Annotated in this window: 17 protein-coding genes; 13 read left to right on the top strand and 4 right to left on the bottom strand. The window is 73.0% G+C overall.

From position 1 onward, the window contains the following. Nucleotides 1-7: 7 nt before the first annotated feature. The gene (locus tag ACFWYW_RS24435; protein ID WP_379625477.1) at nt 8-1,186 is read left to right on the top strand and encodes an ROK family protein; all 1,179 of its coding nucleotides are present in this window, start codon (nt 8-10) and stop codon (nt 1,184-1,186) included. Here ACFWYW_RS24435 and ACFWYW_RS24430 read toward each other — a convergent pair. Continuing rightward, nucleotides 1,176-2,684 carry a glycoside hydrolase family 3 protein gene (locus tag ACFWYW_RS24430; RefSeq protein ID WP_379625442.1) on the bottom strand — a complete coding sequence of 503 codons (1,509 nt, stop codon included), beginning with the start codon at nt 2,682-2,684 and terminating at the stop codon, nt 1,176-1,178. The genes ACFWYW_RS24435 and ACFWYW_RS24430 overlap by 11 nt on opposite strands. Nucleotides 2,685-2,798: 114 nt before the next feature. Here ACFWYW_RS24430 and ACFWYW_RS24425 point away from each other — a divergent pair, with 114 nt between their 5' ends. Genes ACFWYW_RS24425 through ACFWYW_RS24395 form a run of 7 tightly spaced genes read left to right on the top strand, consistent with a single transcriptional unit; the run spans nt 2,799 to nt 12,977 of the window. Then, complete coding sequence (locus ACFWYW_RS24425; protein ID WP_379625444.1) at nt 2,799-6,896, top strand: thioester reductase domain-containing protein; 4,098 nt, start codon at nt 2,799-2,801, stop codon at nt 6,894-6,896. Beyond that, entirely contained in the window at nt 6,889-8,199 is a 1,311-nt protein-coding gene (locus ACFWYW_RS24420; RefSeq protein WP_379625446.1) for an MFS transporter, read from the top strand. The genes ACFWYW_RS24425 and ACFWYW_RS24420 overlap by 8 nt, the downstream gene beginning before the upstream one ends. Then, the gene (locus tag ACFWYW_RS24415; RefSeq protein WP_379625448.1) at nt 8,177-9,226 is read left to right on the top strand and encodes a methyltransferase; all 1,050 of its coding nucleotides are present in this window, start codon (nt 8,177-8,179) and stop codon (nt 9,224-9,226) included. Before ACFWYW_RS24420 ends, ACFWYW_RS24415 begins: the two co-directional genes overlap by 23 nt. Further along, on the top strand, nt 9,223-10,452 hold the full coding sequence (locus ACFWYW_RS24410) for an FAD-dependent oxidoreductase (RefSeq protein WP_379625450.1): 1,230 nt from the start codon (nt 9,223-9,225) through the stop codon (nt 10,450-10,452). The genes ACFWYW_RS24415 and ACFWYW_RS24410 overlap by 4 nt, the downstream gene beginning before the upstream one ends. A 3-nt stretch (nt 10,453-10,455) precedes the next feature. Beyond that, nucleotides 10,456-11,109, top strand: a complete 654-nt coding sequence (locus tag ACFWYW_RS24405; protein WP_379625452.1) for a DUF6875 domain-containing protein — start codon at nt 10,456-10,458, stop codon at nt 11,107-11,109. Between the two features lie 21 nt (nt 11,110-11,130). Continuing rightward, nucleotides 11,131-12,264, top strand: a complete 1,134-nt coding sequence (locus tag ACFWYW_RS24400) for a hypothetical protein (RefSeq protein WP_379625454.1) — start codon at nt 11,131-11,133, stop codon at nt 12,262-12,264. After that, nucleotides 12,264-12,977 (top strand): PIG-L family deacetylase, encoded by a 714-nt coding sequence (locus ACFWYW_RS24395; RefSeq protein ID WP_379625456.1) that lies wholly within the window; start codon nt 12,264-12,266, stop codon nt 12,975-12,977. The genes ACFWYW_RS24400 and ACFWYW_RS24395 overlap by 1 nt, the downstream gene beginning before the upstream one ends. Before the next feature lie 409 nt (nt 12,978-13,386). Here ACFWYW_RS24395 and ACFWYW_RS24390 read toward each other — a convergent pair whose 3' ends face one another. From ACFWYW_RS24390 to ACFWYW_RS24380, 3 genes are read right to left on the bottom strand one after another with little or no spacing between them, the layout of a single operon-like run. Then, entirely contained in the window at nt 13,387-15,228 is a 1,842-nt protein-coding gene (locus tag ACFWYW_RS24390) for a N,N-dimethylformamidase beta subunit family domain-containing protein (RefSeq protein ID WP_379625458.1), read from the bottom strand. Then, the gene (locus ACFWYW_RS24385; RefSeq protein ID WP_379625460.1) at nt 15,225-16,487 is read right to left on the bottom strand and encodes a condensation domain-containing protein; all 1,263 of its coding nucleotides are present in this window, start codon (nt 16,485-16,487) and stop codon (nt 15,225-15,227) included. The genes ACFWYW_RS24390 and ACFWYW_RS24385 overlap by 4 nt, the downstream gene beginning before the upstream one ends. After that, a complete protein-coding gene (locus ACFWYW_RS24380) occupies nt 16,484-16,720 on the bottom strand; it encodes an acyl carrier protein (protein ID WP_379625479.1) in 237 nt (78 codons plus the stop codon). The genes ACFWYW_RS24385 and ACFWYW_RS24380 overlap by 4 nt, the downstream gene beginning before the upstream one ends. Nucleotides 16,721-16,924: 204 nt before the next feature. Here ACFWYW_RS24380 and ACFWYW_RS24375 point away from each other — a divergent pair, with 204 nt between their 5' ends. Genes ACFWYW_RS24375 through ACFWYW_RS24355 form a run of 5 tightly spaced genes read left to right on the top strand, consistent with a single transcriptional unit; the run spans nt 16,925 to nt 22,904 of the window. Further along, entirely contained in the window at nt 16,925-18,328 is a 1,404-nt protein-coding gene (locus tag ACFWYW_RS24375) for a class I adenylate-forming enzyme family protein (RefSeq protein ID WP_379641072.1), read from the top strand. Beyond that, nucleotides 18,325-19,728, top strand: coding sequence for a condensation domain-containing protein (locus ACFWYW_RS24370; protein ID WP_379625464.1), 1,404 nt, complete (start codon nt 18,325-18,327; stop codon nt 19,726-19,728). The genes ACFWYW_RS24375 and ACFWYW_RS24370 overlap by 4 nt, the downstream gene beginning before the upstream one ends. Further along, a complete protein-coding gene (locus ACFWYW_RS24365) occupies nt 19,725-20,636 on the top strand; it encodes a thiamine pyrophosphate-dependent dehydrogenase E1 component subunit alpha (protein ID WP_379625466.1) in 912 nt (303 codons plus the stop codon). The genes ACFWYW_RS24370 and ACFWYW_RS24365 overlap by 4 nt, the downstream gene beginning before the upstream one ends. Next, entirely contained in the window at nt 20,633-21,598 is a 966-nt protein-coding gene (locus ACFWYW_RS24360) for an alpha-ketoacid dehydrogenase subunit beta (protein WP_379625468.1), read from the top strand. Before ACFWYW_RS24365 ends, ACFWYW_RS24360 begins: the two co-directional genes overlap by 4 nt. Then, complete coding sequence (locus ACFWYW_RS24355) at nt 21,591-22,904, top strand: 2-oxo acid dehydrogenase subunit E2 (protein WP_379625470.1); 1,314 nt, start codon at nt 21,591-21,593, stop codon at nt 22,902-22,904. Before ACFWYW_RS24360 ends, ACFWYW_RS24355 begins: the two co-directional genes overlap by 8 nt. The last annotated feature ends 140 nt before the right edge of the window (nt 22,905-23,044 follow it).

The following is a 23,044-nucleotide window of genomic DNA, read 5'->3' as shown; positions in this document are numbered from 1 at the left end:
ATACAGCGTGGAGCGACGTCCTGGTGTGCCCAGGTTGCTGAGAGAGATCAACGACCGGGCCGCGCTCGACCTGTTGCTGGCCACCGGCCCCATGACGCGGGGCCAGATCGGCGATCTGACGGGGTTGTCCAAGGTGACGGCCTCGCAGACGCTCTCCAGACTGGAGGAGCGGGGGCTGGTCGAGGTCGTCGGCACGCAGGGCGGCGGGCGCGGGCCCAACGCCGCCCTTTACTCGGTGGTTTCCTCAAGCGCGTTCGTGGCGGGGCTGGAGGTCGGTCCTGAGCTCATCTCCACCGTGATCGCCGACATCCACGGCCGCACGATCGCGGAGGTCAGCGTCGACCCCAACGGCCACGACGACCCCGTGCCGGTCGTGCACGGCGCGATCGTCAAGGCCTGCCGCAGCGCGAAGGTCAGCCTGGCCAAGCTGCGCGGCGTCGTGATCGGCACGCCCGGCGTGGTCGACCCGCGCAGCGGCGACGTGCGCTTCTCCTTCGACCTGCCCGGCTGGCACGAAGGCATCCACGAGGCGCTGGCCGGCGACCTCAAGCGCGAGGTCACGATCGAGAACGACGTCAACCTCGCCGCCATCGCCGAGCGTTCCGACGGCGCCGCGCAGGGCATCGACGACTTCGTGCTGCTGTGGGCCAGCCGCGGCCTGGGCCTCGCGGTCATGCTCGGCGGCAAGCTCCACCGCGGCCGCTCGGGCAGCGCGGGCGAGATCGGCTACCTCGCCGTGCCCGGCGTGCCGCTGCCCCAGGACATCCACGCCGTGCCCGGCCGCCTGCCCACGCTGGCGGGCGGCCTGCAGTCGCTCGTCAGCGCCGAAGTGGTCGCCGAACTCGCCAAGGGGTACGGCTTCGCCGCGGCCTCGGCAGGCGAGGCGGTCCGGGTGGCCGTGGCGGCGGGGGAGCGGGGCGACGCGCTGCTCGACGAGCTGGCCCACCGCCTGGCCCTCGGCGTGGCGGCCGTGTGCGTGATCCTCGACCCCGGGCTGGTGGTGCTGGCCGGCGAGGTGGGCCACGCGGGCGGCGCGGCCCTGACCTCGCGGGTGGAGGAGGCGGTGGCGCGGATCTGCCCCGTCCGGCCGCAGGTGGTCACCAGCACGATGGAGCAGAACCCGGTGCTGCGTGGCGCGGTGCTGGCCGCGCTCGACCAGGCCAGGGAGGAACTGCTCAGCTCCTGAGCAGGCCTGCCAGGGCCTCGGCGGCGATCTCGCAGCACAGCGTGGTGCCGCCGGACGTCGCCACGTGCACGGCGCCGGGCACCCGCTCGCCCGGCACGCCGAGCTCGGCCACGACGGCGTCGGGGACGCGGGCCAGGACGCGGTCGGCCGCGCCGGTCAGGTGGGCGTGCCGGTAGGCGGTCCTGAGGACGATCACCAGGGGACGCCCGGCGCCCGCGTGTACCGCCTCGTCCAGCTCGGCGGGGCCCGGGGCGCTCAGCCGTACGACGGTGGTGCCGGGGAGCAGGCGGGCCAGAGGGATGCCCAGGCCCCAGGGGGTGACCGGGTCGATGGCGAGGTTGGTGGGGGCGTCCAGCTCGATCACGTGCGGCGGGCCCGATCCGGCGGGCGGACGCCGGACGTTCACGCGCAGCGCGCGCCGCGCGGCGGCCTCCGAGCCGTCGTCGCCGGGCAGCCGGGGGAACGGGTCGCGGTGGCGGGCGGCCCACGCGGCGACGGACCGGACGCGGGCGGCGGCCTCGGCCAGGCGCTCCTCCGGCAGGGTGCCGTCGTTGACGGCGGCCATGATGCTGTTGCGCAGCAGCCCGACCACGCCGGGCGTGGCGTTCTCCCCGCCCACGCAGAGCGCGTCGGCCCCGGCGGCCAGCGCCCGTACGGCGGTGCCCCCGAGCCCATACGCCGCCGAGACGGCGGGCATCTCGATCCCGTCGGTGACGATCAGGCCCTCGAAGCCCAGTTCCTCGCGGAGCAGCCGCATCATGATGGGCGCGCTGACCGTGGCGGGGGCGCCGGCGTCGTACGCGGGCACCAGCAGGTGGCCCGTCATGATCGCCTTGACGCCCGCGGCGATGACGGTGCGGTAGGGGACCAGGGCGGTGACGGCGAGTTCCTCGGCGGGCAGTTCGACGGTGGGCAGCGCGTCGTGGGAGTCCACGGCGGTGGCGCCGTGGCCGGGGAAGTGCTTGGCGCATCCGGCCACGCCCGCCGCCTGCAGGCCGGTGACCCAGGCCGCGGCGTGGCGGGCGACGAGTTCGGGGTCGGCGCCGAAGGCGCGGGTGCCGACCACGGGGTTGTCCAGGCCCGCGTCGATGTCCACGACCGGCGCGTAGTTGAGGTTCACGCCCGCGCGCGCGAGGTCGCGCCCGATGCCCTGGGCGACTCCCCGGGTCAGCACGAGGTCGTCGGCCGCGCCGAGCGCGAGGTTGCCGGGCCGCGTGCTGCCGGTGAAGGCCTCCAGGCGGGTGACGTCGCCGCCCTCCTCGTCGAGCGCGAGGATCACGTCCGGGTTCTCTGCCCGGATTGCGGCCGTAAGTGCCTCTATCTGTCCTTTTTCTACCAAATTTCGCGAATAGAGGGCGATGCCGCCTAAGCCGGTCGCAAGGCGTTTGCGGACCCAATCGGGCAGAGTCGTGCCCTTGAATCCGGGTTGCAGCACGGCGTCGGCAAGCCCGGCCAGCTCGGAACTCTCGGCGTTCCGCGAGGTCACCCATGACGTCATGCCAAGTCCTTGTCTGTGGTCATCACCTGTGTATAGCATCAAACTCGGCTAATAAATAGGAAAGTTTCCTAAGAGTTTTTGAACCTCCCAAATGGTGCTCAAGGAGAGGTCTTCATGCACAGTGCGGTCATGTCGAGGGCGCAGGAGCGCCTGTGGTTCCTCGACCGCCTCTCCAGCGGAGGTTCGTCCTACAACATCGCCGTCGCCGAGCGGCTGACCGGCCCCCTGAACGTCGCCGCCCTGGAGCGTGCCTTCACCGACCTGGCCAGCCGCCACGAAGTGCTGCGTACCGTCTTTCCCGAAGCCGACGGCGTCCCCTCCGCCGTGGTACGGCCCGCCGCCCCCGTCCCCGTCGAACTCCTCGACACCACCGAGGCCGACCTGCCCGCGCTGCTGTCCGAACGCTCCAACCGCCCCTTTGACTTGGCCACGGGCCCGCTGGTCAGGGTGAGCCTGCTGCGCGTCGGCGAGCGGGAGCACGTGCTGGTGTTCGTCCTGCACCACATCATCGGCGACGCCTGGTCACTGGAGCGGATCCTGTTCCCCGAGCTGTCGGCCCTGTACGCGGCCCACGCCTCCGGCGGACCGGCGCCGGAGCTGCCGGCGGCGCCGCCGTACTCGGAGTACGCCCGGCGCCAGCGCGAGCAGGACCACGGCGCGCACCTCGACTTCTGGACCGCCGACCTGGGCGGCGTGCCCGCGCTGGACCTGCCCGCCGACCACCGGCGCCCGGCCGCGCCCACCGGCGCCGGCGACCTCGTCATCCACCGCATGCCCGCCGAGCTCTGGACGCGGGTGACGGCGCTGGCCAGGGCCGAGCGGTGCACGCCGTTCATGGTGCTGCTCGCGGCCTTCCAGACCTTGCTGGCCCGGTACTCGGGCCAGGAGGACTTCTGCGTCGGCATCCCCGTCGCCGGGCGCGAGGACGTCGACTTCGAGCAGGTCTTCGGCCCGTTCGTGAACACGCTCGCGCTCCGCGCCGACCTGGCAGGGGACCCGACCGTGCGCGACCTGGTCAAGCGGGTGCGCCGCAGGGTGCTGAAGTCGTTCGCGCACCGGGAGGTGCCCTTCGACGAGGTGGTCGCCGCGTTACGCCGGCACGGCGAGGACGGCACCCTCATCCAGGCCATGCTCAACCTCGACAACCCGGACGAGGGACTGGCGGACGGCACCGGCGGCCTCACGCTCGCCGGGCTGGAGCGCACCCCGGTCATCTCGGGGCTGGCGCCCGCCAAGTTCGACCTGGCCGTGGACGTGGTCGTCTACGAGAGCCACCTGCAGTTCATGCTCACCTACAGCAGCGAGCTGTTCGAACCCGCCACCGTCGAGCGGATGGCCGCGCACCTGCGGCGGCTGCTGGAGGAGATGGTGGAGCGGCCGGGCGAGCGGCTGAGCGAGCTGCGGATGCTCACCGCCGCCGAGCTGGCGCTGGTGCTGCCCGACCGGCTCGACGGGCTCGTCGCCCAGCAGGTCGCCCGCACCCCCGACGCGCCGGCGGTGGTGACCGAGGAGAGCCTGCTGTCCTACGCCGAGCTCGACCGGCGGGCCGGCCTGCTGGCGGAGGAACTCGCCGTCGAGCCGGGCGCGCTGGTCGGGATCAGGATGCGCGCCGGGCCCGAGGCGATCGTGGCGCTGCTGGCCGTGCTCAAGGCGGGCGCGGCGTACGTGCCGGTCGATCCGGCCCAGCCGGAGGCCAGGACCCGGCTCATGCTGGACGGCTGCGCCGCGGTGATCTCCGAGGCGGGCGTGGAACGGCTGCCCGGCGGCGCGAGCGAACCCGGCGCCGCCTACGTGATCTACACCTCAGGCTCGACCGGCACGCCCAAGGGCGTCGTCGTCGAGCACCGCACCGCCGCGCGCCTGGCCATGTCCTTCCGCGACGCGCACGGCTTCGGCCCCGGCCAGCGCGTGCTCATGGTGCCGCCGCTGAGCTTCGACGCCTCGGTCGGCGACATCTTCCCCGCGCTGGTCAGCGGCGCCGCGCTCGTCCTGCACCCCGACCCCGCCGCGCTCGGCGGGCCCGCGCTGCTCGCGCTGTGCGAACGGCTCGGCATCACCATGGTCGACACCGCCAGCGCCCTGTGGCAGCAGTGGGTGGAGGATCTGACCGGCCACGGCCCCGTGGACACCGGCCCGCTCACCACCATGATGGTCGGCGGCGAGAGCGTCCCGCTGGACCGGCTGCGCGCGTGGGCCACGCTCACCGGCGGCCGGGTCGCCTTCTACAACCACTACGGACCCACCGAGGCCACGGTCTGCGCGACCGTCTACCGGACCGTCGACGGGGGCGAGCTCACCGGCCGCACCCATCTGCCGATCGGCACGGCTCTGCCGCACGTGCGCGCGTACGTGCTGGATCGGCACGGCCGTCCCACGCCGGTCGGCGTGCCCGGCGAGCTCCACCTGGGCGGCGAGTGCGTCGCCCGCGGCTACCTCGGCCGCCCCGAGCAGACCGCCGCCCGCTTCCAGCCCGACCCGTTCCTGCCCGGCGCCACCATGTACGCCACCGGCGACCTCGTCCGCCGCCACGCCGACGGCACGCTCGACTTCCTCGGCCGCACCGACCGCCAGCTCAAGATCAACGGCGTCCGGATCGAGCCCGGCGAGGTCGAGAGCGCCTGCCTCGCCCACCCCGGCGTCCGCGAGGCGGTGGTGACCGCCGCGGGCGGCCGGCTGGTCGCCTACCTGACCGGCAACCCGCCGGCCACCGCCGACTTACGCGCCTTCCTCGCCGACCGGCTGCCGCCCGCCATGGTGCCCGCCGCCGCCGTCGCCCTGGACACCCTGCCGCTCACCGCGCACGGCAAGATCGACTTCCGCGCGCTGCCCCAGCCCGAGATCGCCGCCGTCGCCTACGAGAGCCCGCGCACCCCCACCGAGGAGACCGTCGCCGCCGTCTGGGAGGAGGTGCTCGGCGTGCGCGCCGGCCGCCGCGACAACTTCTTCGACCTCGGCGGCCACTCCCTGCTCACCCCGCGCACCGTCACCCGCCTCGCCGACGCCACCGGCGTCCGCGTCGACCTGCCCGTCTTCTTCGCCTGCGCCGACCTGGCCGAGCTCGCCGCCGCCCTGGACGGCCACGCCCCCGCCACCGCCCCGCCCGGCCTGTACGGCGACGCCGTCCTGCCGGCCGACTACGCCGTGGTCCCCGCCCGCCCCCGCCGCGAACCCGGCCGGGTCCTGCTCACCGGCGCCACCGGCTTCCTCGGCGCCCACCTCCTCGCCGATCTGCTGACCCGCTCGACGGCGACCGTCCACTGCCTGGTCAGGGGCGCCGCCCCCGCCGACCGCCTGCGCCGCAACCTCGAAGCGCACGGCCTGTGGCAGGAGGAGTTCACCGACCGGATCGTCCCCGAACCAGGTGATCTGGCCACCGGGCCGATCATGCCCGCCCGCGAGATGGACCTGATCCTGCACAACGGCGGCGCCGTCGACTTCACCCGCCCCTACGCCCGGCTCAAGGCCGCCAACGTGGACGGCACGCTGGCGATCCTGCGCCTGGCCGCCCGCTCGGCCACGCCCGTGCACCTGGTCTCCACGCTCGGCGTCTACCTGGCGCCGGGGGAGCGGGTGGTGCGCGAGGGCGATCTGCTTCCCGACCCCGAACACCTGCACCTCGGCTACGACCAGAGCAAGTGGGTGGCCGACCGGCTGGCCGCCGCGGCGAGGGAGGCGGGGCTGCCGGTGGCGATCCACCGGCCGGCGCGGATCTCGGGCGACAGCCGTACCGGGAAGGTGCCCAAGAACGACTTCCTGGCCAGGTTCCTGGCCACGTGCGCGCTGCTCGGCACGGTTCCCGACGGCGAACAGCTCGACATGGCCCCCGTGGACCATGTCGCCGCGGCCATCGGCCACCTGGCCAGGAACGGCGCCGAAGGCGACTTCCATTACCACAATCCGGGCACGCTCAGCTCGGCCCAGCTCGCGGACGGCATGGTCGCGCACGGCGTCGCCGTGGCCCTGTCACCCGCGTCGGAGTGGCGGGCGGAGGTGCGTGAGCGGCTTGAGAAGGGCGAGGAGCTGCCGGTCGCCGCCTTCCCCGCCTACTTCGCCGAGTACGGCGACGAGCGCGGCCCGCGCTTCGACTGCTCGGCCACCGAGGCCAGGCTCGCCCAGGCGGGGCTGGTGTGCCCGCCCGCGCCGGCCCTGCTCGACGCCTACCTCGACGACCTGATCGACTCCGGAACCCTCCCGGGAGGATGTCGTGCCTAGGCCCTTCGTCATCATCTGGTCCTCCCAGCTGCTGTCGATCATCACCTCCAGCATCACCGGCTTCGTGCTGGGCGTCTGGGTCTTCCAGCAGACCGGCTCCGCCACCCAGTTCGTCACGATCACGCTCTGCGCGATCCTCCCGGAGGTGGTCTTCGCGCCACTGGTCGGCTCGCTGGCCGACCGCTGGGACCGGCGCAAGCTCATGATGGGCGCCGACCTGGGCGCCGCGCTGACCACCGGCGCCCTGGCGGTGCTGCTGGCGACCGGCGGGCTGCAGGTCTGGCACATCTACGTCGTCACCGCCGTCGGCGCCGTCTTCGGCACCGCGCAGATGGCCGCCTACCACTCGATGATGCCCCTGCTGGTGCCGAAGGAGCAGCTCGGCAGGGCCAACGGCATGATGCAGGTGGCCGACGCCGTCCGCATCGCCTCGCCGCTGCTGGCCGGCACGCTGCTGGTCGCCGTCGGGCTCACCGGGGTGGTCGTCATCGACCTGGCGGCCTTCCTGATCTCCCGGGTGGTGCTCCACCTGGTGCCCCTGTCGCGGGCCGTGACCCGGCCCGGCGAGGGCAGACCGGCCGAGCCGTGGCTGCGCGACCTGGCCTTCGGCCTGTCCTACCTGCGAACCAGGCGAGGACTGTTCTGGCTGGTCGTCCTGCTCGCCGCCTACAACCTGTTCTTCGGCATCGCCGGCGTGCTCGTCCAGCCGCTCATCCTGTCCTTCGGCTCGGCCGCCGTGCTCGGTGTGCTCATGGCCGCGGGCGGCGGGGGGATCTTCGCCGGCGGGCTGGTGATGAGCGCCTGGGGCGGCCCGAAACGGCGGGTGCGCGGCATGCTTGTCTTCATGGTCGCGGGCGCCGTGCTGCTGGCGGCCCACAGCCTGAGCCCCTCGCCCTGGCTGATCGCCGTGGTCGCCCCCGCGTTCCTGTTCACGCTGCCGTTCGTGCAGGGGACCGGGATCACCGTCATCCAGCTCAAGACCGCGCCGAACGAGCTGGGCCGCGTGCTCAGCGCGGTCCGCATGGTCACCCAGGCCGCCACCGTCCTCACCTACCTGGCCGCGGGGCCGCTGGCCGACCGGGTCTTCGAGCCGATGCTCGCGCCCGGCGGGGCGCTGGCCGACAGCGTGGGGGCGCTGATAGGCACCGGTCCCGGCCGCGGGATCGCCTTCATCTTCTTGCTCGCCGGGGCCGGGCTGCTCGTGCTCGCGCCTCTGGCCTACCTCCAGCCGCGCCTGCGCCGGGTGGAGACGGAACTGCCCGACATCGAGGAGCCCTCGGATGCCGCTCTATCTAGATCCTGACGTCCTTCATTCCTTTCGTGATCTGAACCAAGGCCCTGGCGCCCTGCTCGACCTGATCGGCGCCATGGCCTTCCGCACGGCGGGGACCGCTCAGCGGCTCGGCCTCTTCGAGGTTCTGGGCGCCGGCCCGCAGTCCGCCGCGGGCGTGGCGGCGAAGCTCGGCCTGCCCGGTGAGCCTCTGACCGTTCTGCTCGACGCGCTCGTGGGCTTCGGCTACCTGCGCAAGTCGGGTGACCTCTATACGGCGGGCCCGCCCGCCAGCCCGTGGCTCGACCGCAACGCCGACGGCGGGTTCGCGCCCAGCCTGGCCGTCTGGCACGACCTGCTCGGCGAGCTGTGGCAAGGGCTGGAGGACGCGGTACGCACCGGGCGCCCGCCCGAGCCGTTCTACCCCTGGCTGGAGCGCAGCCCCGACCGGGTGCGCGACTTCCAGACGATGCTGGCGGGGCTGGCCGGGATGCTGGCCCCGGCGGTGGTGGAGGCGGCCCCGGAGATCGGCGGCAGCCTCCTCGACATCGGCGGCGGGCACGCGATCTACAGCATCGCCTTCTGCCAAGCCGCGCCCGAGCTGACCGCGACCGTCGTCGACCTGCCCGGCGCGCTCACGCAGGGCCGCGCCAACGTAGAGGAGGCCGGGCTGGCCGAGCGCATCCAGCTCGTCCCCGGCGACCTGGCCGACCACATCGACGGCAGCCACGACGCCGTGCTGCTGTTCAACGTCGTGCACGGCCTCGACCCCGAGGCCGGCGCCGACCTGGTCGCCCGTACGGCCCGCGCGCTGCGGCCCGGCGGCGTCCTGCTCGTCCTGGAACCCTTCGCCGACCCGCCGGACGGCGCGGGAGCGCACGACACCGCCCTCCTGGGCGGGTTCAGCCTCAACCTCGCCGCCACCCAGGGCGGCCGCCTGTACACCTTCGACGAGGTCGCCGGCTGGGCGTCGGCGGCCGGGCTGAGCGGCATCGAGCGCCTGGCACTGTCGGCGCCGGGCACCGACGAACTGCTCGTGGCGCGGCGGGAGGCCCAGTGAAGATCGCGATCGTGGGGGCGGGGCCCGCGGGCAGCCTGCTCGCCTGCTACCTGGTCAGGCGCGGCCACCAGGTCGAGGTCTACGAACGGCGGCCGGACCCGCGCCGCTACGACGACGAAGAGGGCCGCTCGATCAACCTCGGCCTGTCGGCCCGCGGCATGCGGGCGCTGACCGACGTCGGGCTCATGGCCGAGATCCAGCCGCTGACCGTGCCCATGCGCGGCCGGGCCGTACACGCGCCCGACGGCAAGGTCGCCTTCCACCCGTACGGCAACCGCCAGACGGAGATCCTGCACTCGATCCGCCGCCGCGACCTGGTCATCAGCCTGGTCAACCAGGCCGACTCGGCCGGCGTGGCCTTCCACTTCGACACCACCCTGAGCGCCCTGCCGGAGGCGGACGCGGTCGTGGGCGCCGACGGCGCGTTCTCCACGGTCAGGACGCTCATGCACCGCGGCGCCCGCGCCGACTTCCGTCAGGAGTACCTGCCCTGGGGGTACAAGGAGCTGACCATCCCCAGGATGCCCAGCCACCACGAGGCGCTGCACGTGTGGCCGGGCGGCGACGACGGGCTCATCGTCACCCACCCGAACCTGGACGGCTCCGCCACCGCCACCCTCTTCCTGCCCTACGACAAGCTCGCCGCCATCACCGACCCGGAGGCGTTCTTCGCCGACCGCTTCCCCGACGCGCTCGCGCTCATCCCCGACCTGGCCAAGGAGTTCGCCGAGCGTCCCGTCGGCCATCTCGTCTCGATCCGCACCGCGCCGTGGCACCACGAGGGCCAGGTCGTGCTGATCGGCGACGCCGCCCACGCCGTCTACCCCTTCTACGGCCAGGGCATGAACTCCGCGCTCGAAGACTGCACCGTGCTCGACGCCTGCCTGGACGAGCATCCCGACGACCTGGCCGCCGCCTTCGCCGAGTTCGAGCACCGGCGCCGGCCGCACACCGACGTCCTGGACGAGCTGTCCAGGCAGAACTTCGTCGAGCTGCGCGAGCGGGTCCGCTCGCCGCTCCACCACGCGCGCAAGCGCGCCGATCTGACGTTGGCGAGGATCTTCCCCGGCCGCTGGGTTCCCCTCTACACCATGGTCTCCCACACCACCACGCCCTACGCGGACGCGCTCGCCAAGGCCAAGCGGCAGGACGCCGTCCTGCGCTGGGCCGCGGTGGGCGCCGCGGGGCTCGCCGCCGTCGCCATGCTCGCCAGGAAGGTCCGCTAAACCATGCTCACGGATCCCACCGACCCCACTCGCGTGCTCATCGAAGTGGCCGACCTCGACGGGGACTCCGACCTGGTCAAGTTGTACGGCAAGCCGCTGCGCGCCATCGTCGACTGGGCGCGCGCGTACCTGACCCGGCCCCATCCGTCCCTCGGCAGGAAAGGCCCCGTCTGCCCCTACGCCCAGACCTCCCTCGACCGGGGCACCTTCTACCTGGCCGTCTGCCCCGGCGAGCCGACCGTGGAGGAGCTGTCGGGCCTGCTGGCCGGATACCGCTCCTGGTTCCAGCGGCTGGTGGCGCCCGCCGGCGTCTCGCCGCAGTTCCGTACGATCCTGGTGCTGGTGCCCGATCTGCCCCACGCCCGCGCGGCCGACCTGATCGACGCCGCGCAGCTCCAGCTCAAGCAGGAGTACGTGGAAGCCGGGCTGATGATCGGCGAGTTCTACCCTGGGCCGCCGCCCAAGGCGGGACTCTGGAACCCCGACTTCAGGCCGCTCGGCAGCCCGGTGCCGCTGCTGGCGATCCGGCACATGGTCGCCAGCGACTTCCCGTTCCTCAAAGATGATCCCAAGCAGACGGCCGCCTACCTGGAGCGCTTCGGCGACCGCCCGCCGGCGGCGCTGCGCGAGGCCATCGCCGCGATCCGGCCCGGCTGACACCACATCACGGGGGAAACCATGCTGCCTGTCTTAGCCGTCCTGCATGCCGAGGACGTCGCCCTGGAGTTCGTCTCCGTCCTGACCCGGCATCCGGACGACGACGTCCACGTGCTGGTCGGGGTGCCTTCCGCGGCGCTCGTCCTGCCCGGCGGACTGCCCTTGCGCGAGCGGCTCGCCCTGCTCGCGCCGTACGTCGAGCCCGGCCGCAACACCGCCGCCCCGCCCACACCCGAGCAGGTGGCCGGCGTCCTGGCCACCCTGCGGGCCCCGGTGGTGTGGACCCACTCGCCCGCCGACCACCGCATGCGGCGGGCCCGCCACGGATGGACCGTGGCGCGGAGCGCGGGCGCGGCGCTCTGCTCGGCGGGTGACAGCGCGCACCTGCAGATCCTCGCCGACCAGGCCGCCGCGCTCACCCCGGCCGAGGCGGCCGCGAAGATCGAGTTCGTGGTACGGCACGGTGCCGCGCTGCTGGCCAGCCGGGTGGCCGAGCGGCTGGTCACCACCGAGCGGGTGCCCTCGGTAGAGCGGTTCTTCCGGGTGGACGCCGGGCAGGCCGACCGGCTCTACGCGCTCACGGCCAGCCTCGGGGAGGACGCCGCGCTGGCCGACGACCCGTGGGAGTTTCGCGGCTCGCCGTACGAGATGGCCCGTCTGGACGCCACGGCGGCGTGGGTGGCGCGCTGGTGCGTGCCGGAGGACGGGCCGGTGGTCGAGGTCGGCGCCTGCCAGGGGGCGCTGACCGCGCGGCTGCTGGCCAAGGGGTACGCGGTGCGCGCGGCCGAGCCCAACCCGCTCTTCCGCGACCGCCTGGAACGCGAGCATGGGTTGGCGGCGCTGCCCGACAGCCTGGAGGACCTGGCCGCGCACCGCCGCTGGCCGGCCAAGGTCTACCTGCTCGGCGAGATGCTGTACTACGGGCAGGACCTCGACGTGCTGCACGACCTGCCCGCGGAGGTCCTGCTGATCTCCCTGGCCGAGGAGCGCATGGCCGACACGATCTGGCCATGGGTGCGTGAGCAGGACGTCTGGCGGGTGGCCGAACGCCGCGAACTGGCCCCGCCAACCCTCGAACAGGTCTGCGACGGCCTGGCCTACGTCCGCAAACGCGGCAGCCGGGGATTGGCACTGACCCGAAACGGAGCCAGGTAGTGAGCTTTCGCACGATTGTGCTCTCGCCACACTTCGACGACGCCGCGCTGTCGGTGTCGGGGCTGCTCAGCGCGCTGCCCCGCCCGGCGGTGTTCGTGACCGTGTTCGGCGGCGCGCCGCCGACCGGCCGCGCGCCGTCGGCGTGGGAGCGGTTGTGCGGGTTCACCTCGGCCGCGGAGGCCGCCCGCGAGCGCCGGGCCGAGGACGCCAGGGCGTGTGACCTGCTCGGCGTCGAGCAGCTCGTCCTGGACAACCCCGATCTGCCCACCAACGGCGTACGGCTGGCCGGCCTGGCCGAGTTCCTGCGCGCCCACGCCGGCGCGGCCACCCGGATCCTGGTCCCGATGGGCATCGGCAACGCCGACCACACCCAGGTGCGGGACCAGGCGCTCGACGCCCTGGCCGGGGCCGGGCTGCCCGCGCCGTGGATCTACGCCGACCTGCCGTACGCCTCGGTCGTGCCCGAGTGGGGCACCGAGGCGGCGGCGGGCGCGCTGGCCGAACATCCCCGGGCGGGCGCGCCGATCAGGGCGCTGTCCTGCGCCATCGCGCCGTGCCGCGCGCCGTCGCTGAAGGGCGAGGCGTGGGTGGCCAAGCGCAGGGCGGTTCTGGCCTATGCCTCCCAGTTGGCGCCGCTGGCCACCGATTTCGGGGAGGTGCTGGCGATGCCGGGGCCGCTCATGCACGAACTGGTATGGGCGGCTCGCTTCTGACCTCGGTAATGCCAAGGCCACAAGATACTTTCCACCGATCGTTCCCATGCGGATTTGGGCTTGAGGGGCTGCACGCCAAGAACGCGCCAACACTCCCTTTATCTCCTTATATGTGCCTTATGCGGTGTTAGCGTCGATTTGTCGGCATATAGGGGCTCCCGTCAGAGGGAGCTTGTTCATGAGGAGGGGAATCATGGCGAATGTCGGCTTCTCGACAGACTGGGATGGCTGGGGCCATGGCCACCGCCGTCGCCACAGGCGGAGGCGTAACCGTAGATGGCGCCGCTGGGGCGGCGGCTGCGGCTGCCGCAGGCGCTGGTGGGGAGGAGGGTGGTGGTGGTAATACACCCCGCCTGAAAACCCGGGAGCCGGCGGTTCATACCGCCGGCCCCCGGCTATGCCCGGCGGTTCACGTCGCCGGGCCTCGCTGTGTCCCGATGCTTCTGAGGGGGCGCCAGCGCAGCGGCAGGCCGGGGCCGCCCGCGACGAGCAGCCCCGCATGGGCCGTCAGGACGGTGCCGGGAACCTCCAGCCCGTGCTCCTCCCACGCGCCGCCGGGCAGCATGGTCAGCAGCAGGCCGCGCTCGTCCACCGCGAACAGGCGCCCGTTCATCCCGCCGAGGCTGACGGCGCCGCCCGAGGACCCGGCCGGCTCCCATCCGGAGGATCCGAACGGCTGGCGCCACAGCTCGCCGGCGGTGGTGGCCACGTAGAAGGTGCAGTCGGCTATGGCCAGGCCCACGGGGTTCTCCGGGGCCGGGGCCAGGTCGTGCCAGGCCGTACCGGTGCCGTCGAACTGGAGGAGGCGGCCCTCGGCGGAGACGCCGTAGAGGGCGACACCGCGGCCGCCGGCGGCCTCCCTGGGCACCGCCAGGCCGCGGAGGTCGGCGGTGGCCGCGGTGCCGGCCCAGGGCAGGTTCTGGCCGCACAGCTCGCGTCTCATGAGCGTGCCGCCGGGTCCGGCCGCGTACAGGGTGCGGCCGAGCACGGCCATCGCCCGCAGGTCGGCGCTCGGGCCGATGACCTCCCACCGCTCGCTCTCCTCGGCGGAGAAGCGGTCGATGACGTTTCTGGTGATGCGCTCCACGACCGGGTCGTGCAGCGTGTTGCCCCAGTTGACGGTGGCCGCGGTGAAGACCTGGCCGAGGCCGCTGGAGAAGACGCCCATGGTGGCCATGCCGCCCTGCCCGTAGGAGGCCCAGTGGCGCAGGTCGGCGGTGGCCAGCACGACGAACGAGGCCGGCGTGCCGTCCCGGGAGGTCGCCCGCGGCACCCCGCCCACCTCCTCGAACTCGGCCGCGTCGGTCTCGTAGCCCAGGCAGCCCTGCCCGAACTCGTCCCCGTCGGCCAGCCCGGTCCCCTCGAAGACCCAGTGCGCGGCGAAGCGCGCCGTGTAGGACTCCTCCAGCATGCGCGGCATGTACGGTCCCCACGTCCCCGCCCCGGCGCGGAAGCTGACGCCGGTCAGGGAGTTCTCCGGACGGCCCGCGGCCGACCACTCCACCGTGGCCAGGCGCGGATCGGCGACCGGGTCGGCGATGGCGTCGCGGTGACAGACCATGGTCCGCCCGCCGTCCTCCAGCCGGATCTGCCACCACGCGGTGTTGCCGGCGAAGAAGGCGACGTTGCCGCCCAGGCGGACGAACTCCTCGACGGCGTCGCGCATGCCCGCGCTCCAGTACTCGTCGTGGCCGTTCACCACGAGCACGCGGTGGCGGGTCAGCAGGTCGAGCCCGTCGTGCAGGTCCAGGTTGGAGCAGAACGCCACGTCGTAGCCGGCCGGGCGCAGCCAGCGCAGCATGCCGTGCTCCCAGCGCTCGGGGGAGGGGCCGACGCCGGGACGGTCGAAGCTGACCCTGGCGGCCCGCTGCGGGGACTCGGTCCAGTAGACGCCCTCGTCGGGCACGCCGGCCCTGTTGTACGCCTGCCAGGTGGTGAACGGCAGGCTGACCAGGATCGGGGAGGTAGGCACCGCTTGCCGTACGACGAAGTAGACCTCGTTGTCGGGGCAGGGACGCCCGCCCGGCAGGCTCTGCGGCCAGGGGATCTCGGCGCCGAACCGGGCCCGGTAGAGGGAGCTGGGCCAGTCCGCGCCGATCTCCAGCTTCCAGTCGCGCGTGGCCGTACCGGAGAAGACGACGCGCTCGTCGGCGGCGTCGGCGACCTCGACGGCGGCGGGCGCGGTGAGTGTGAACCGCAGCGAGGACCCCTGCTCGCAGGAGGTGGCGGCGGCGTAGGCGCTGACGGTCATCGGCGGGCCGTCTCGACGAGGAGAGACTCCAGGTCCAGCAGGTAGCGCTCCATGGCGGGGCGCGGCAGGTAGCGGGTGTCGGCGGTCAGCGAGACGCCCTCGCCGGTCACGTGCACGCAGAACCTGCAGTTGAGCATGTCCTGGCTCATCGGCCACTCCAGCGCGCTGTGCTCCAGCGCCTTGTCGAGTTTGGCGGCCGAGCTGGGCGCGGGGCCCGGGTCGGCCAGGCGCATGTCGTTGAAACAGCAGTTGGGGTGGACGGGCTCGCCCCTGCGCTCGCTCTCGGCGGCGACCACGCGCGCCCGGTCGGCGGGGTCGTGGTAGGCGGAGCGGTAGGCGCGCATCGCGGCGGGTCCCGCGGCGCGCAGCACGTCGGTGAAGTCGCCGCTCACGTCCAGGGTGAACAGGCCCTCCTGGGAGAGCGTGCTGACGATGCCGAGACTGTCGCGGCGGAAGCGGTTGGCCACGATGGGCAGCATCGCGCAGGTGTCGTGGCCGGAGTGCCGGCCGGCGAGCTGGGCGGTGGCGGCCAGCAGGACGGTCGAGGTGGAGGTGTGCCGGGCGTACGCGATCGCGCGGACGGCCAGGCCCAGCGCGGGGGAGTGGAGCATCGCCCGCCAGATGGGCGGCGTGCTCCCGCCGCCGCCCGGTTCGGCGAACATCGTGGCGGGCGCGCGGTGGTGTTCCTCCGCCCAGTGCGCGGCGGCCGCCCCGGCGACCCGGCGGCCCTCCGTGCCGCCCTGCCAGCGGGCCAGTTCGAGCGGCTGCGGGGCGCGGGGACCGGCCACGCGGCCGCGAAGGATCAGCGCGCGCAGGTCGCGCACGGCGATCTCGGCGCCGAGCCCGTCGGCGGCGAGGTGACAGAAGACCAGCACCGCGTGGGTGACGGCGTCGCCGTCGGTCACGAGCGCGACACGCAGCGGCCACTCGGCGGAGTAGTCGAACCGGGTGGCGGCCAGTTCGTCCAGCACTTTGCCGGGGTCGCCCTCGGCGATCTCGACGGGCAGGCCGCCTTTGGCGAAGAGCCGTTGCTCGGCCCGGTCGCCGAGGCGGGTACGCAGGGCGCCGTGCCGTTCCACCAGAGCGCCCAGCGCGCGCGTGACCTCGGCGGCCGAGCGTCGGCCCGGCACCTTGAGCACCCGGCCGAAGTTGAAGTAGTGGTCGTCGGGGGCGGTGCGCTGGATCGCCTCCCAGATCGCACGCTGCCCCCAGGTCAGCGGCGCCGTGCCCGAGTCGCGCGCGGCGAAGTCGGCGCTCATCGCGCGGCCAGCCGCCCGGCCAGCGCGTCGAGGTCGTCGAGTAACGCGACGCCCTCGTCGGTGAGGTCGATCTCGACGCCGAACTCCGACTCGATCGCGTCGATCAGGCGTAACTGCGCGATGGAGGTGAGTCCGAGCGCGCTGAGCGGTACTCCCGCCGTCAGCGCCTCCCGGGCGCTGATCTCGCCGTCTGATGACTCCGCGACGAGTTCGGCGAGCCTTTCCTTGATCATCACTTGCCCGGCCTCCCGGATGGAGAGAGCACCTTACTGGAAAGATTCTTTACTGTTGAGTGTTCCATGGATCTTCCGAAGACCGCAAGGCCAGCAGCGCAAGGGTTCGGGACTTGTCTCCGTCGCGGCAGCGTGCGAGACTTGCGCTCGTTGAAATAAAAGGAAAGTTTCCTAATAGAAAGACGTCCGAGCCTGGGGGCGATCGTGAGCGTGACGCTTCCATCCCTTCTCCGCGCGCGAGCCGCCGCGGACCCCGGTCGCGTGGCGATGACCGTCCACGGCACGGGCTCGCTGACCTTCGGTGAGTGGGAGACCAGGTCGACCGACCTGGCCGCCGCGCTGGTCGAACGGGGAGTCCGCGAGGGTGACCGGGTGGGGCTGGTCTATGGAAATGGCGACTGGCTCGACTATGCCGTCGCCTTCTTCGGGGCGGTGAAGGCGGGCGGCGTGGCCGTACCGCTGTCCGACCGGCTCGCGCGGGCCGACATCGACGCGATGCTCGCCCACTGCGGCGCGAGCGCGGTCTTACGCCCGGGTGAGGTCCCGCACGTCCTGGCCGCCGCGGCCGCGCCGTCGCTGCCCGCGCCCGGGTCCCTCGCCCAGATCCTCTACACCTCCGGAACCACGGGACGCCCCAAAGGCGTCTCCGCCACCCACGCCAACCTCGCCCACGGCTGCGGCGGCCGGCGCCGCCCCTTCGCCCACAGCAAGCACCTGGCCCACGCCTTCCCGATCGGTACCAACGCCGGTCAGTGGATGCTGGTCAACGCGGTGGACGCGCACCCCGAGACGGTGACGCTGCCCCGCTTCACACCCGGCCGCTTCGCCCAGCTCATCCAGCACTACGAGGCCGGCACGGTCTTCCTGGTCCCCGCCATGGCCATCGAGATGCTCGCCGCCCGCGTGCACGAGCGCCACGACCTGTCGAGCGTGCTGCTGCTCGGCTCGGCCGCCGCCCCGCTGCCCGCCAAGATCGCCGTGGGGCTCGGCGACGCCTTCCCCAACGCCACGATCACCAACTACTACACCTCGACCGAGGCCGCCCCCGCCCAGACCGTCATGATCTTCGACCCCGACCGGCCGTCCAGCGTGGGCCGACCGGCCTCGGGCGGCGCCGTGAAGATCGCCACCGCGCAGGGCGAACCCCTGCCGACCGGCACCACGGGCGAGGTCTGGATGCGCTCGCCCGCCGCGGTCCGCGCCTACTACGGCGACGCCGCGGCCACCGGCGAGGTCTTCCGCGCCGGCTGGGTCCGCATGGGCGACCTCGGCTACCTCGACGACGACGGCTACCTCTACCTGGTCGACCGCGAGAGCGACGTCATCAAGTCCGGCGCCTACAAGGTCTCCACCATCCACGTCGAGGACGCCGTCTACCAGCACCCCGACGTCACCGAGGCCGCCGCCTTCGACGTGGCGCACCCGACGCTCGGCAAGGCCGTCGCGGTCGCCGTCGTCGGCCCGGTCACCCACGAGGAGCTGCGGATCTTCCTCAAGGAGCGCCTGGCTCCCCACGAACTGCCCGTCCGCCTCATCTCCCTCGACGCTCTGCCGCGCAACCACAACGGCAAAGTGGACAAACACGCACTTCGAGAGGTTGTTAGATGACCGAAGCGACCTTCACCCAGCACGGCATGTGGATCATGGAAACCATGGGCGCCGGGTCGGCTTACCACATGCCATTGACCGTCCGCTTCGCCACACCACCCGACCGCGAGCGCCTGGCCGCCGCCGTGACCAGGCTCGTGGAACGGCACCCGCTGCTGGCCTGCGCCGTCGAGGAGCGCTCCGGCGTGCCCCACCTGATCCCCGCGGCCCTGCGGCCCGCGCTCGACGCGCAGCCCGCCGACGGGCCCTTCGACCTGGAGAAGGGGCCGCTGATCCGCTTCACGCTGGCCGGTGACCGCCTCCTGGTCCTCGCCCACCACCTGGTCTTCGACGGCCAGTCCAAGGACGTGCTGGTCGCCGACCTCGCCGCGTTCTACGAGGGCCGCGAGCCCGGCCCCCTGCAGGCTCTCGACGTCGCCGGCGCCCAGCGCGAGCGCGTGGCGGCCCAACTGGAGGACGCCAAGGCGTTCTGGTCGGCGCGCTGGCGGGAGCCGGGCGAGGTGGCGGTGCCCGGCGGACGGCTGCGCTCGCGCCGCGCGAGCGAGGGCGGCGTGCTGGAGTTCACGCTGGAACCGCCCGAGCTGCCCGGCCTGACCAGGTTCGAGGTCGTCCTGGCCGCCCTGCACACGCTGCTGCGCTCCTATGGCAACGAGCACGTCGTGACCGCGGTCGACCTGTCCACCCGCACACCTTCCGAGACCGGACGGATCGGGGCGTTCGTCAACGAGGTGCCGGTCTTCGGCGAACCGTCTCCCGACGTGTCGTTCGGGGAGTTCGCCGCCGGGCTGCGGGCCGAGCTGCGTCTCGTGTACGGCTTCCGCGAGGTGCCGGTGGCGCGTGCCGTACCGGGAATCAGGCCACACGCGGCGCTGGCCCCCGTCAGCGTCAGCTACCGCAGGGCCGGACCCGAGATCCCCGGCTGGCAGGTCGAGTGGCTGGCCTTCAACCAGGCCGTACGCGGCGCCCTGCAGCTCCAGCTCCTCGACGGCCCCGGGGGCCTGACCGCCAGCCTGCGCCACGACCCGCAGGAACTGCCCGACCCCGGCCGCGTCGCCGCCGACCTCCAGGCGCTCCTGGCCCGCGTCGAGCCCGGCCGCCCCCTGAAGGAACTGACCCCCTTCCACGACCTGGCCGCCGCCGCGCCCGAGGAGTCCAGGCAGACCGCCGCCGAGGCCACGCCCGGCGACCCGCTGCTCGCGGAGATCACCGCGATCTGGGAGGAGGTGCTCAAGTTCTCGCCGGTGGAGCCGCACGACGACATCTTCGACCTCGGCGGGCACTCGCTGACCATCACCCAGATCATCGCACGCGTCCGCAAGCGCCTCGGCGTCGAGATCGAGCTGGACGACTTCTTCGACAACCCGACCATCGCCGGGCTCGTCGAGGTGATGCGCCGATGACCACCACGCTCGACCGGGCGCTGGTGCCGAAGCTCGACGACGCGGACCTCTCGCTCATGCTGGAGATCAGGGCGTTCGAGCTGAAGCTGCTCGACCTGTTCTCCCAGGGCCTGCTCAACGGCACCACGCACACCTGCCTCGGCCAGGAGTACGTGCCCGTGGCCCTGCGCCCGCTGCTCACCCCCGGCGACCACGTCTTCAGCAACCACCGCGGCCACGGCCACTACCTCGCCCGCTTCGGCGACCTCGAAGGGCTGCTGGCCGAGATCATGGGCCGTGAGGGCGCGGTCTGCGCGGGCGTCGGTGGCAGCCAGCACATCCGCCGCGACGGCTACCTGTCCACGGGCGTGCAGGGCGAGAGCCTGCCCGTCGCCGCCGGCGTCGCCCTGCACCTCGCGCGGGCGGGCTCCGGCGCGCTCGCGCTCGTCTACATCGGCGACGGCACCTTCGGCGAGGGCGCCGTCTACGAGGCGCTCAACATCATCGCGCTCTGGCGGCTGCCCGTCCTCGTCGTGGTCGAGAACAACGGCATCGCCCAGTCCACCCCGATCGCCACGCACCTGGCCGGCACGATCGCCGGCCGGGCCGCCGCCTTCGGCATCGGCCACCACCTGGTGGAGGGCTTCGACCTGCCGGCCATCCGCACCGCGCTCGAACCGCTGATCGCGCGGGTACGGCAGGGCACCCCGCTGATCGCCGAGTTCGCCACCCACCGGATCGGCCCGCACAGCAAGGGCGACGACACCCGCCCGCCCGAGGTCATGAGCGAACTGCGCGACTGGCGCGACCTCTACGCCGCCGCCCACCCCGAACAGGCAGAACGCCTCGGCCAGGCCGCCCGCGCCCGCGTCGAGGCCGTCGCCGCCGACGTCGTCGCCCGCCCGCCGTCCCGATGGGCGCGCCCATGAGAGTCGCAGAGAACCTCAACACCGCCCTCCACACCCTCATGGACACCCGCCAGGACCTGTACCTGCTCGGCGAGGACGTCCTCGACCCCTACGGCGGCGCCTTCAAGGTCACCCGCGGCCTGTCCACCCGCCACCCCGGCCGCGTGCTGACCACCCCGATCAGCGAGAGCGCGATCACCGGTGTCGCCGCCGGCCTGGCCCTGTGCGGCGACAGCGCCATCGTGGAGGTCATGTTCGGCGACTTCGCCGCACTCGCCTTCGACCAACTGCTCAACTTCGCCTCGAAATCCGTCTCCATGTACGGCTCCCGCGTACCCATGCGCATGATCGTGCGCTGCCCCGTCGGCGGCGGCAGAGGCTACGGCCCCACCCACAGCCAGAGCCTGCAGAAGCACTTCGTCGGCATCCCCGGCCTCGCCCTGTACGAGATGTCACACCTGCACGACAACCTCGCCGTCTTCGAGGAGATGCTGGCCCGCGAGGAGCCGTGCGTCCTGTTCGAGGACAAGGTCCTCTACACCCGCCCCATGCACACCGTGCGGCCCCCCTTCACCGTCGAGAACACCGGTGGCGTCGCCCGCGTCTCCCTCGACACCCGGCCCGACTGCGTGATCGTCGCACCCGGCGGAATGGCCCACCGGGCGCTGGCCGCCATGTACACGCTGCTGATGGAAGAGGAGATCTCCTGCACCCTGCTGGTCCCCTCGCGCCTCTACCCGTTCGACGTCGACGTGCCCGCCGCGCCGCACATCTTCGTCGTCGAGGAGAGCACCGCGGGCGGCACCTGGGGGGCCGAGGTCGCCCACGCCGTCCACCGGCGGCACTGGGACCGGCTGGCCGGCCCGGTGACGCTCGTCCACTCCGCGGACTCCGTCATCCCCACCGCCGCCCACCTGGAGCGCGAAGTGGTCGTGGACGAGACCGTGATCCACCGCGTCATCAGAGAGGTCATCCGTGGCTGAGCTACGCGTGCCCAAGCTGAACAACAACGACACCGAGTACATGATCGTCGAGTGGCTGGTTCCCGACGGGGCCGAGGTGCACGAGGACGACGCGGTCGTGCTGGTGGAGACCTCCAAGGCGGCCGAGGAACTACCCGCCGACACCACCGGCGTCCTGCGCCACGCGATGAAGGCCGGCGCCTGGTGCCACCCCGACGAGGTAATAGCCACCATCGGCCCCGACCCGTCCGACACCCCGCACCCCACGCCCCCTGCGGCTGCCGCATGGGTTTCCGGGTCTGCGGCGTCGGACGCCGGCCCCACCGCGTCGGGCGTCGGGCCCTCGGCGTCGGTCTCAGAGGCGGCCGCGGTGGTTTCCGGGTCTGCGGCGTCGGCCGCCGGGCCCTCCACGTCGGACGGCGGCCCCTCCGCGTCCGCCGTCGGGCCTTCCGCGTCGCACGTCGGGCCTTCCGCGTCGGGCGCCGGGTCCTCCGCGTCCGCCGTCGGGCTTTCCCCGTCCGCCGTGCCTTCTGCGGGCGCTGCGCTTTCCGAGGGCTCTGGGCCGTTGGTGACCGCGCCCGCCCAGGCCCTCATCGACCAGCACGGCATCACGCCCGAGCAGGTCGCGAGCCTGGGCGTGCATCTGGTACGGCGGGCCGACGTGGAACGCCTGCTGACCCAGGCGGACCGGCGCGAACTGCCCCGCGTGCAGCGTGCCGTCGCCAGGGCCGTGGAGCTGTCCCACCAGACCATCCCGGCCGCCTACGTCGCGGTGCGCATGAACCTGACGCCCGCGCTGGAGCGAGCCCGCACCCTGACCAAGGAGGTCCGGCGGCCCGTCGGCGTGGCCGAGGTCTTCGTCCAGGCGGTCGCGGGGCTGCACGGGGAGTTCCCGCTGTTCTTCGCCAGGCTTGATGGCAACCATGCGGTTCTGTCCGCCACGCCGGACATCGGGGTGACGGTGGACCTGGGGGAGGGCCTGTACGTGCCGGTGGTGCACGACGCGGCCGGCCGTACCCTCAAGGACATCGCGGGCACGCTCATGAAGCACCGGCTGGCCGCCACGACCGGCGACTTCAAGGAGTCCGACCTCACCGGCGCCAACTTCGTCGTGACCCTGCACACCGAGGGGGAGGTCGAGATGGCGATCCCGTTCGTCTTCCCCGGCACGGCCGGCGCGCTGGCCGTGACCTCACCGGCCGACGGGTCCCCGGCGCTGATCGGGCTGGCCTACGACCACCGGCTGATCAACGGCCGGGATGCCTCGTTGTTCCTCGCCGCGTTACGGACGGCCGTGACCGGCTGGACGGGCGGGACGCTCGCTTAGCGGGCCAAGGTCCCCGGGCCCAGGGGTTCGGGCCCGGAGGGCAGGCGTTCAGGCGGTGCGTACGAAACCGCCGCCTGAACGCCGACCCTCAGCACAACCCCAACCCTCACCCTGAAGCCCCCCAGGCCGTCAGCCTGCTG

It is taken from the genome of Nonomuraea sp. NPDC059023, assembly GCF_042740095.1.
Classification (GTDB): Bacteria; Actinomycetota; Actinomycetes; order Streptosporangiales; family Streptosporangiaceae; genus Nonomuraea.
This window is presented reverse-complemented; position numbering and strand designations above follow the sequence as displayed.

Bases quoted from the DNA above. Each gene is read 5' to 3' on its own strand.
- ACFWYW_RS24430 (WP_379625442.1), bottom strand. From the start codon at position 2,684: ATGACGTCATGGGTGACCTCGCGGAACGCCGAGAGTTCCGAGCTGGCC.
- ACFWYW_RS24425 (WP_379625444.1), top strand. From the start codon at position 2,799: ATGCACAGTGCGGTCATGTCGAGGGCGCAGGAGCGCCTGTGGTTCCTC.
- ACFWYW_RS24415 (WP_379625448.1), top strand. From the start codon at position 8,177: ATGCCGCTCTATCTAGATCCTGACGTCCTTCATTCCTTTCGTGATCTG.
- ACFWYW_RS24405 (WP_379625452.1), top strand. From the start codon at position 10,456: ATGCTCACGGATCCCACCGACCCCACTCGCGTGCTCATCGAAGTGGCC.
- ACFWYW_RS24400 (WP_379625454.1), top strand. From the start codon at position 11,131: ATGCTGCCTGTCTTAGCCGTCCTGCATGCCGAGGACGTCGCCCTGGAG.
- ACFWYW_RS24390 (WP_379625458.1), bottom strand. From the start codon at position 15,228: ATGACCGTCAGCGCCTACGCCGCCGCCACCTCCTGCGAGCAGGGGTCC.
- ACFWYW_RS24385 (WP_379625460.1), bottom strand. From the start codon at position 16,487: ATGAGCGCCGACTTCGCCGCGCGCGACTCGGGCACGGCGCCGCTGACC.
- ACFWYW_RS24380 (WP_379625479.1), bottom strand. From the start codon at position 16,720: ATGATCAAGGAAAGGCTCGCCGAACTCGTCGCGGAGTCATCAGACGGC.
- ACFWYW_RS24370 (WP_379625464.1), top strand. From the start codon at position 18,325: ATGACCGAAGCGACCTTCACCCAGCACGGCATGTGGATCATGGAAACC.
- ACFWYW_RS24365 (WP_379625466.1), top strand. From the start codon at position 19,725: ATGACCACCACGCTCGACCGGGCGCTGGTGCCGAAGCTCGACGACGCG.
- ACFWYW_RS24360 (WP_379625468.1), top strand. From the start codon at position 20,633: ATGAGAGTCGCAGAGAACCTCAACACCGCCCTCCACACCCTCATGGAC.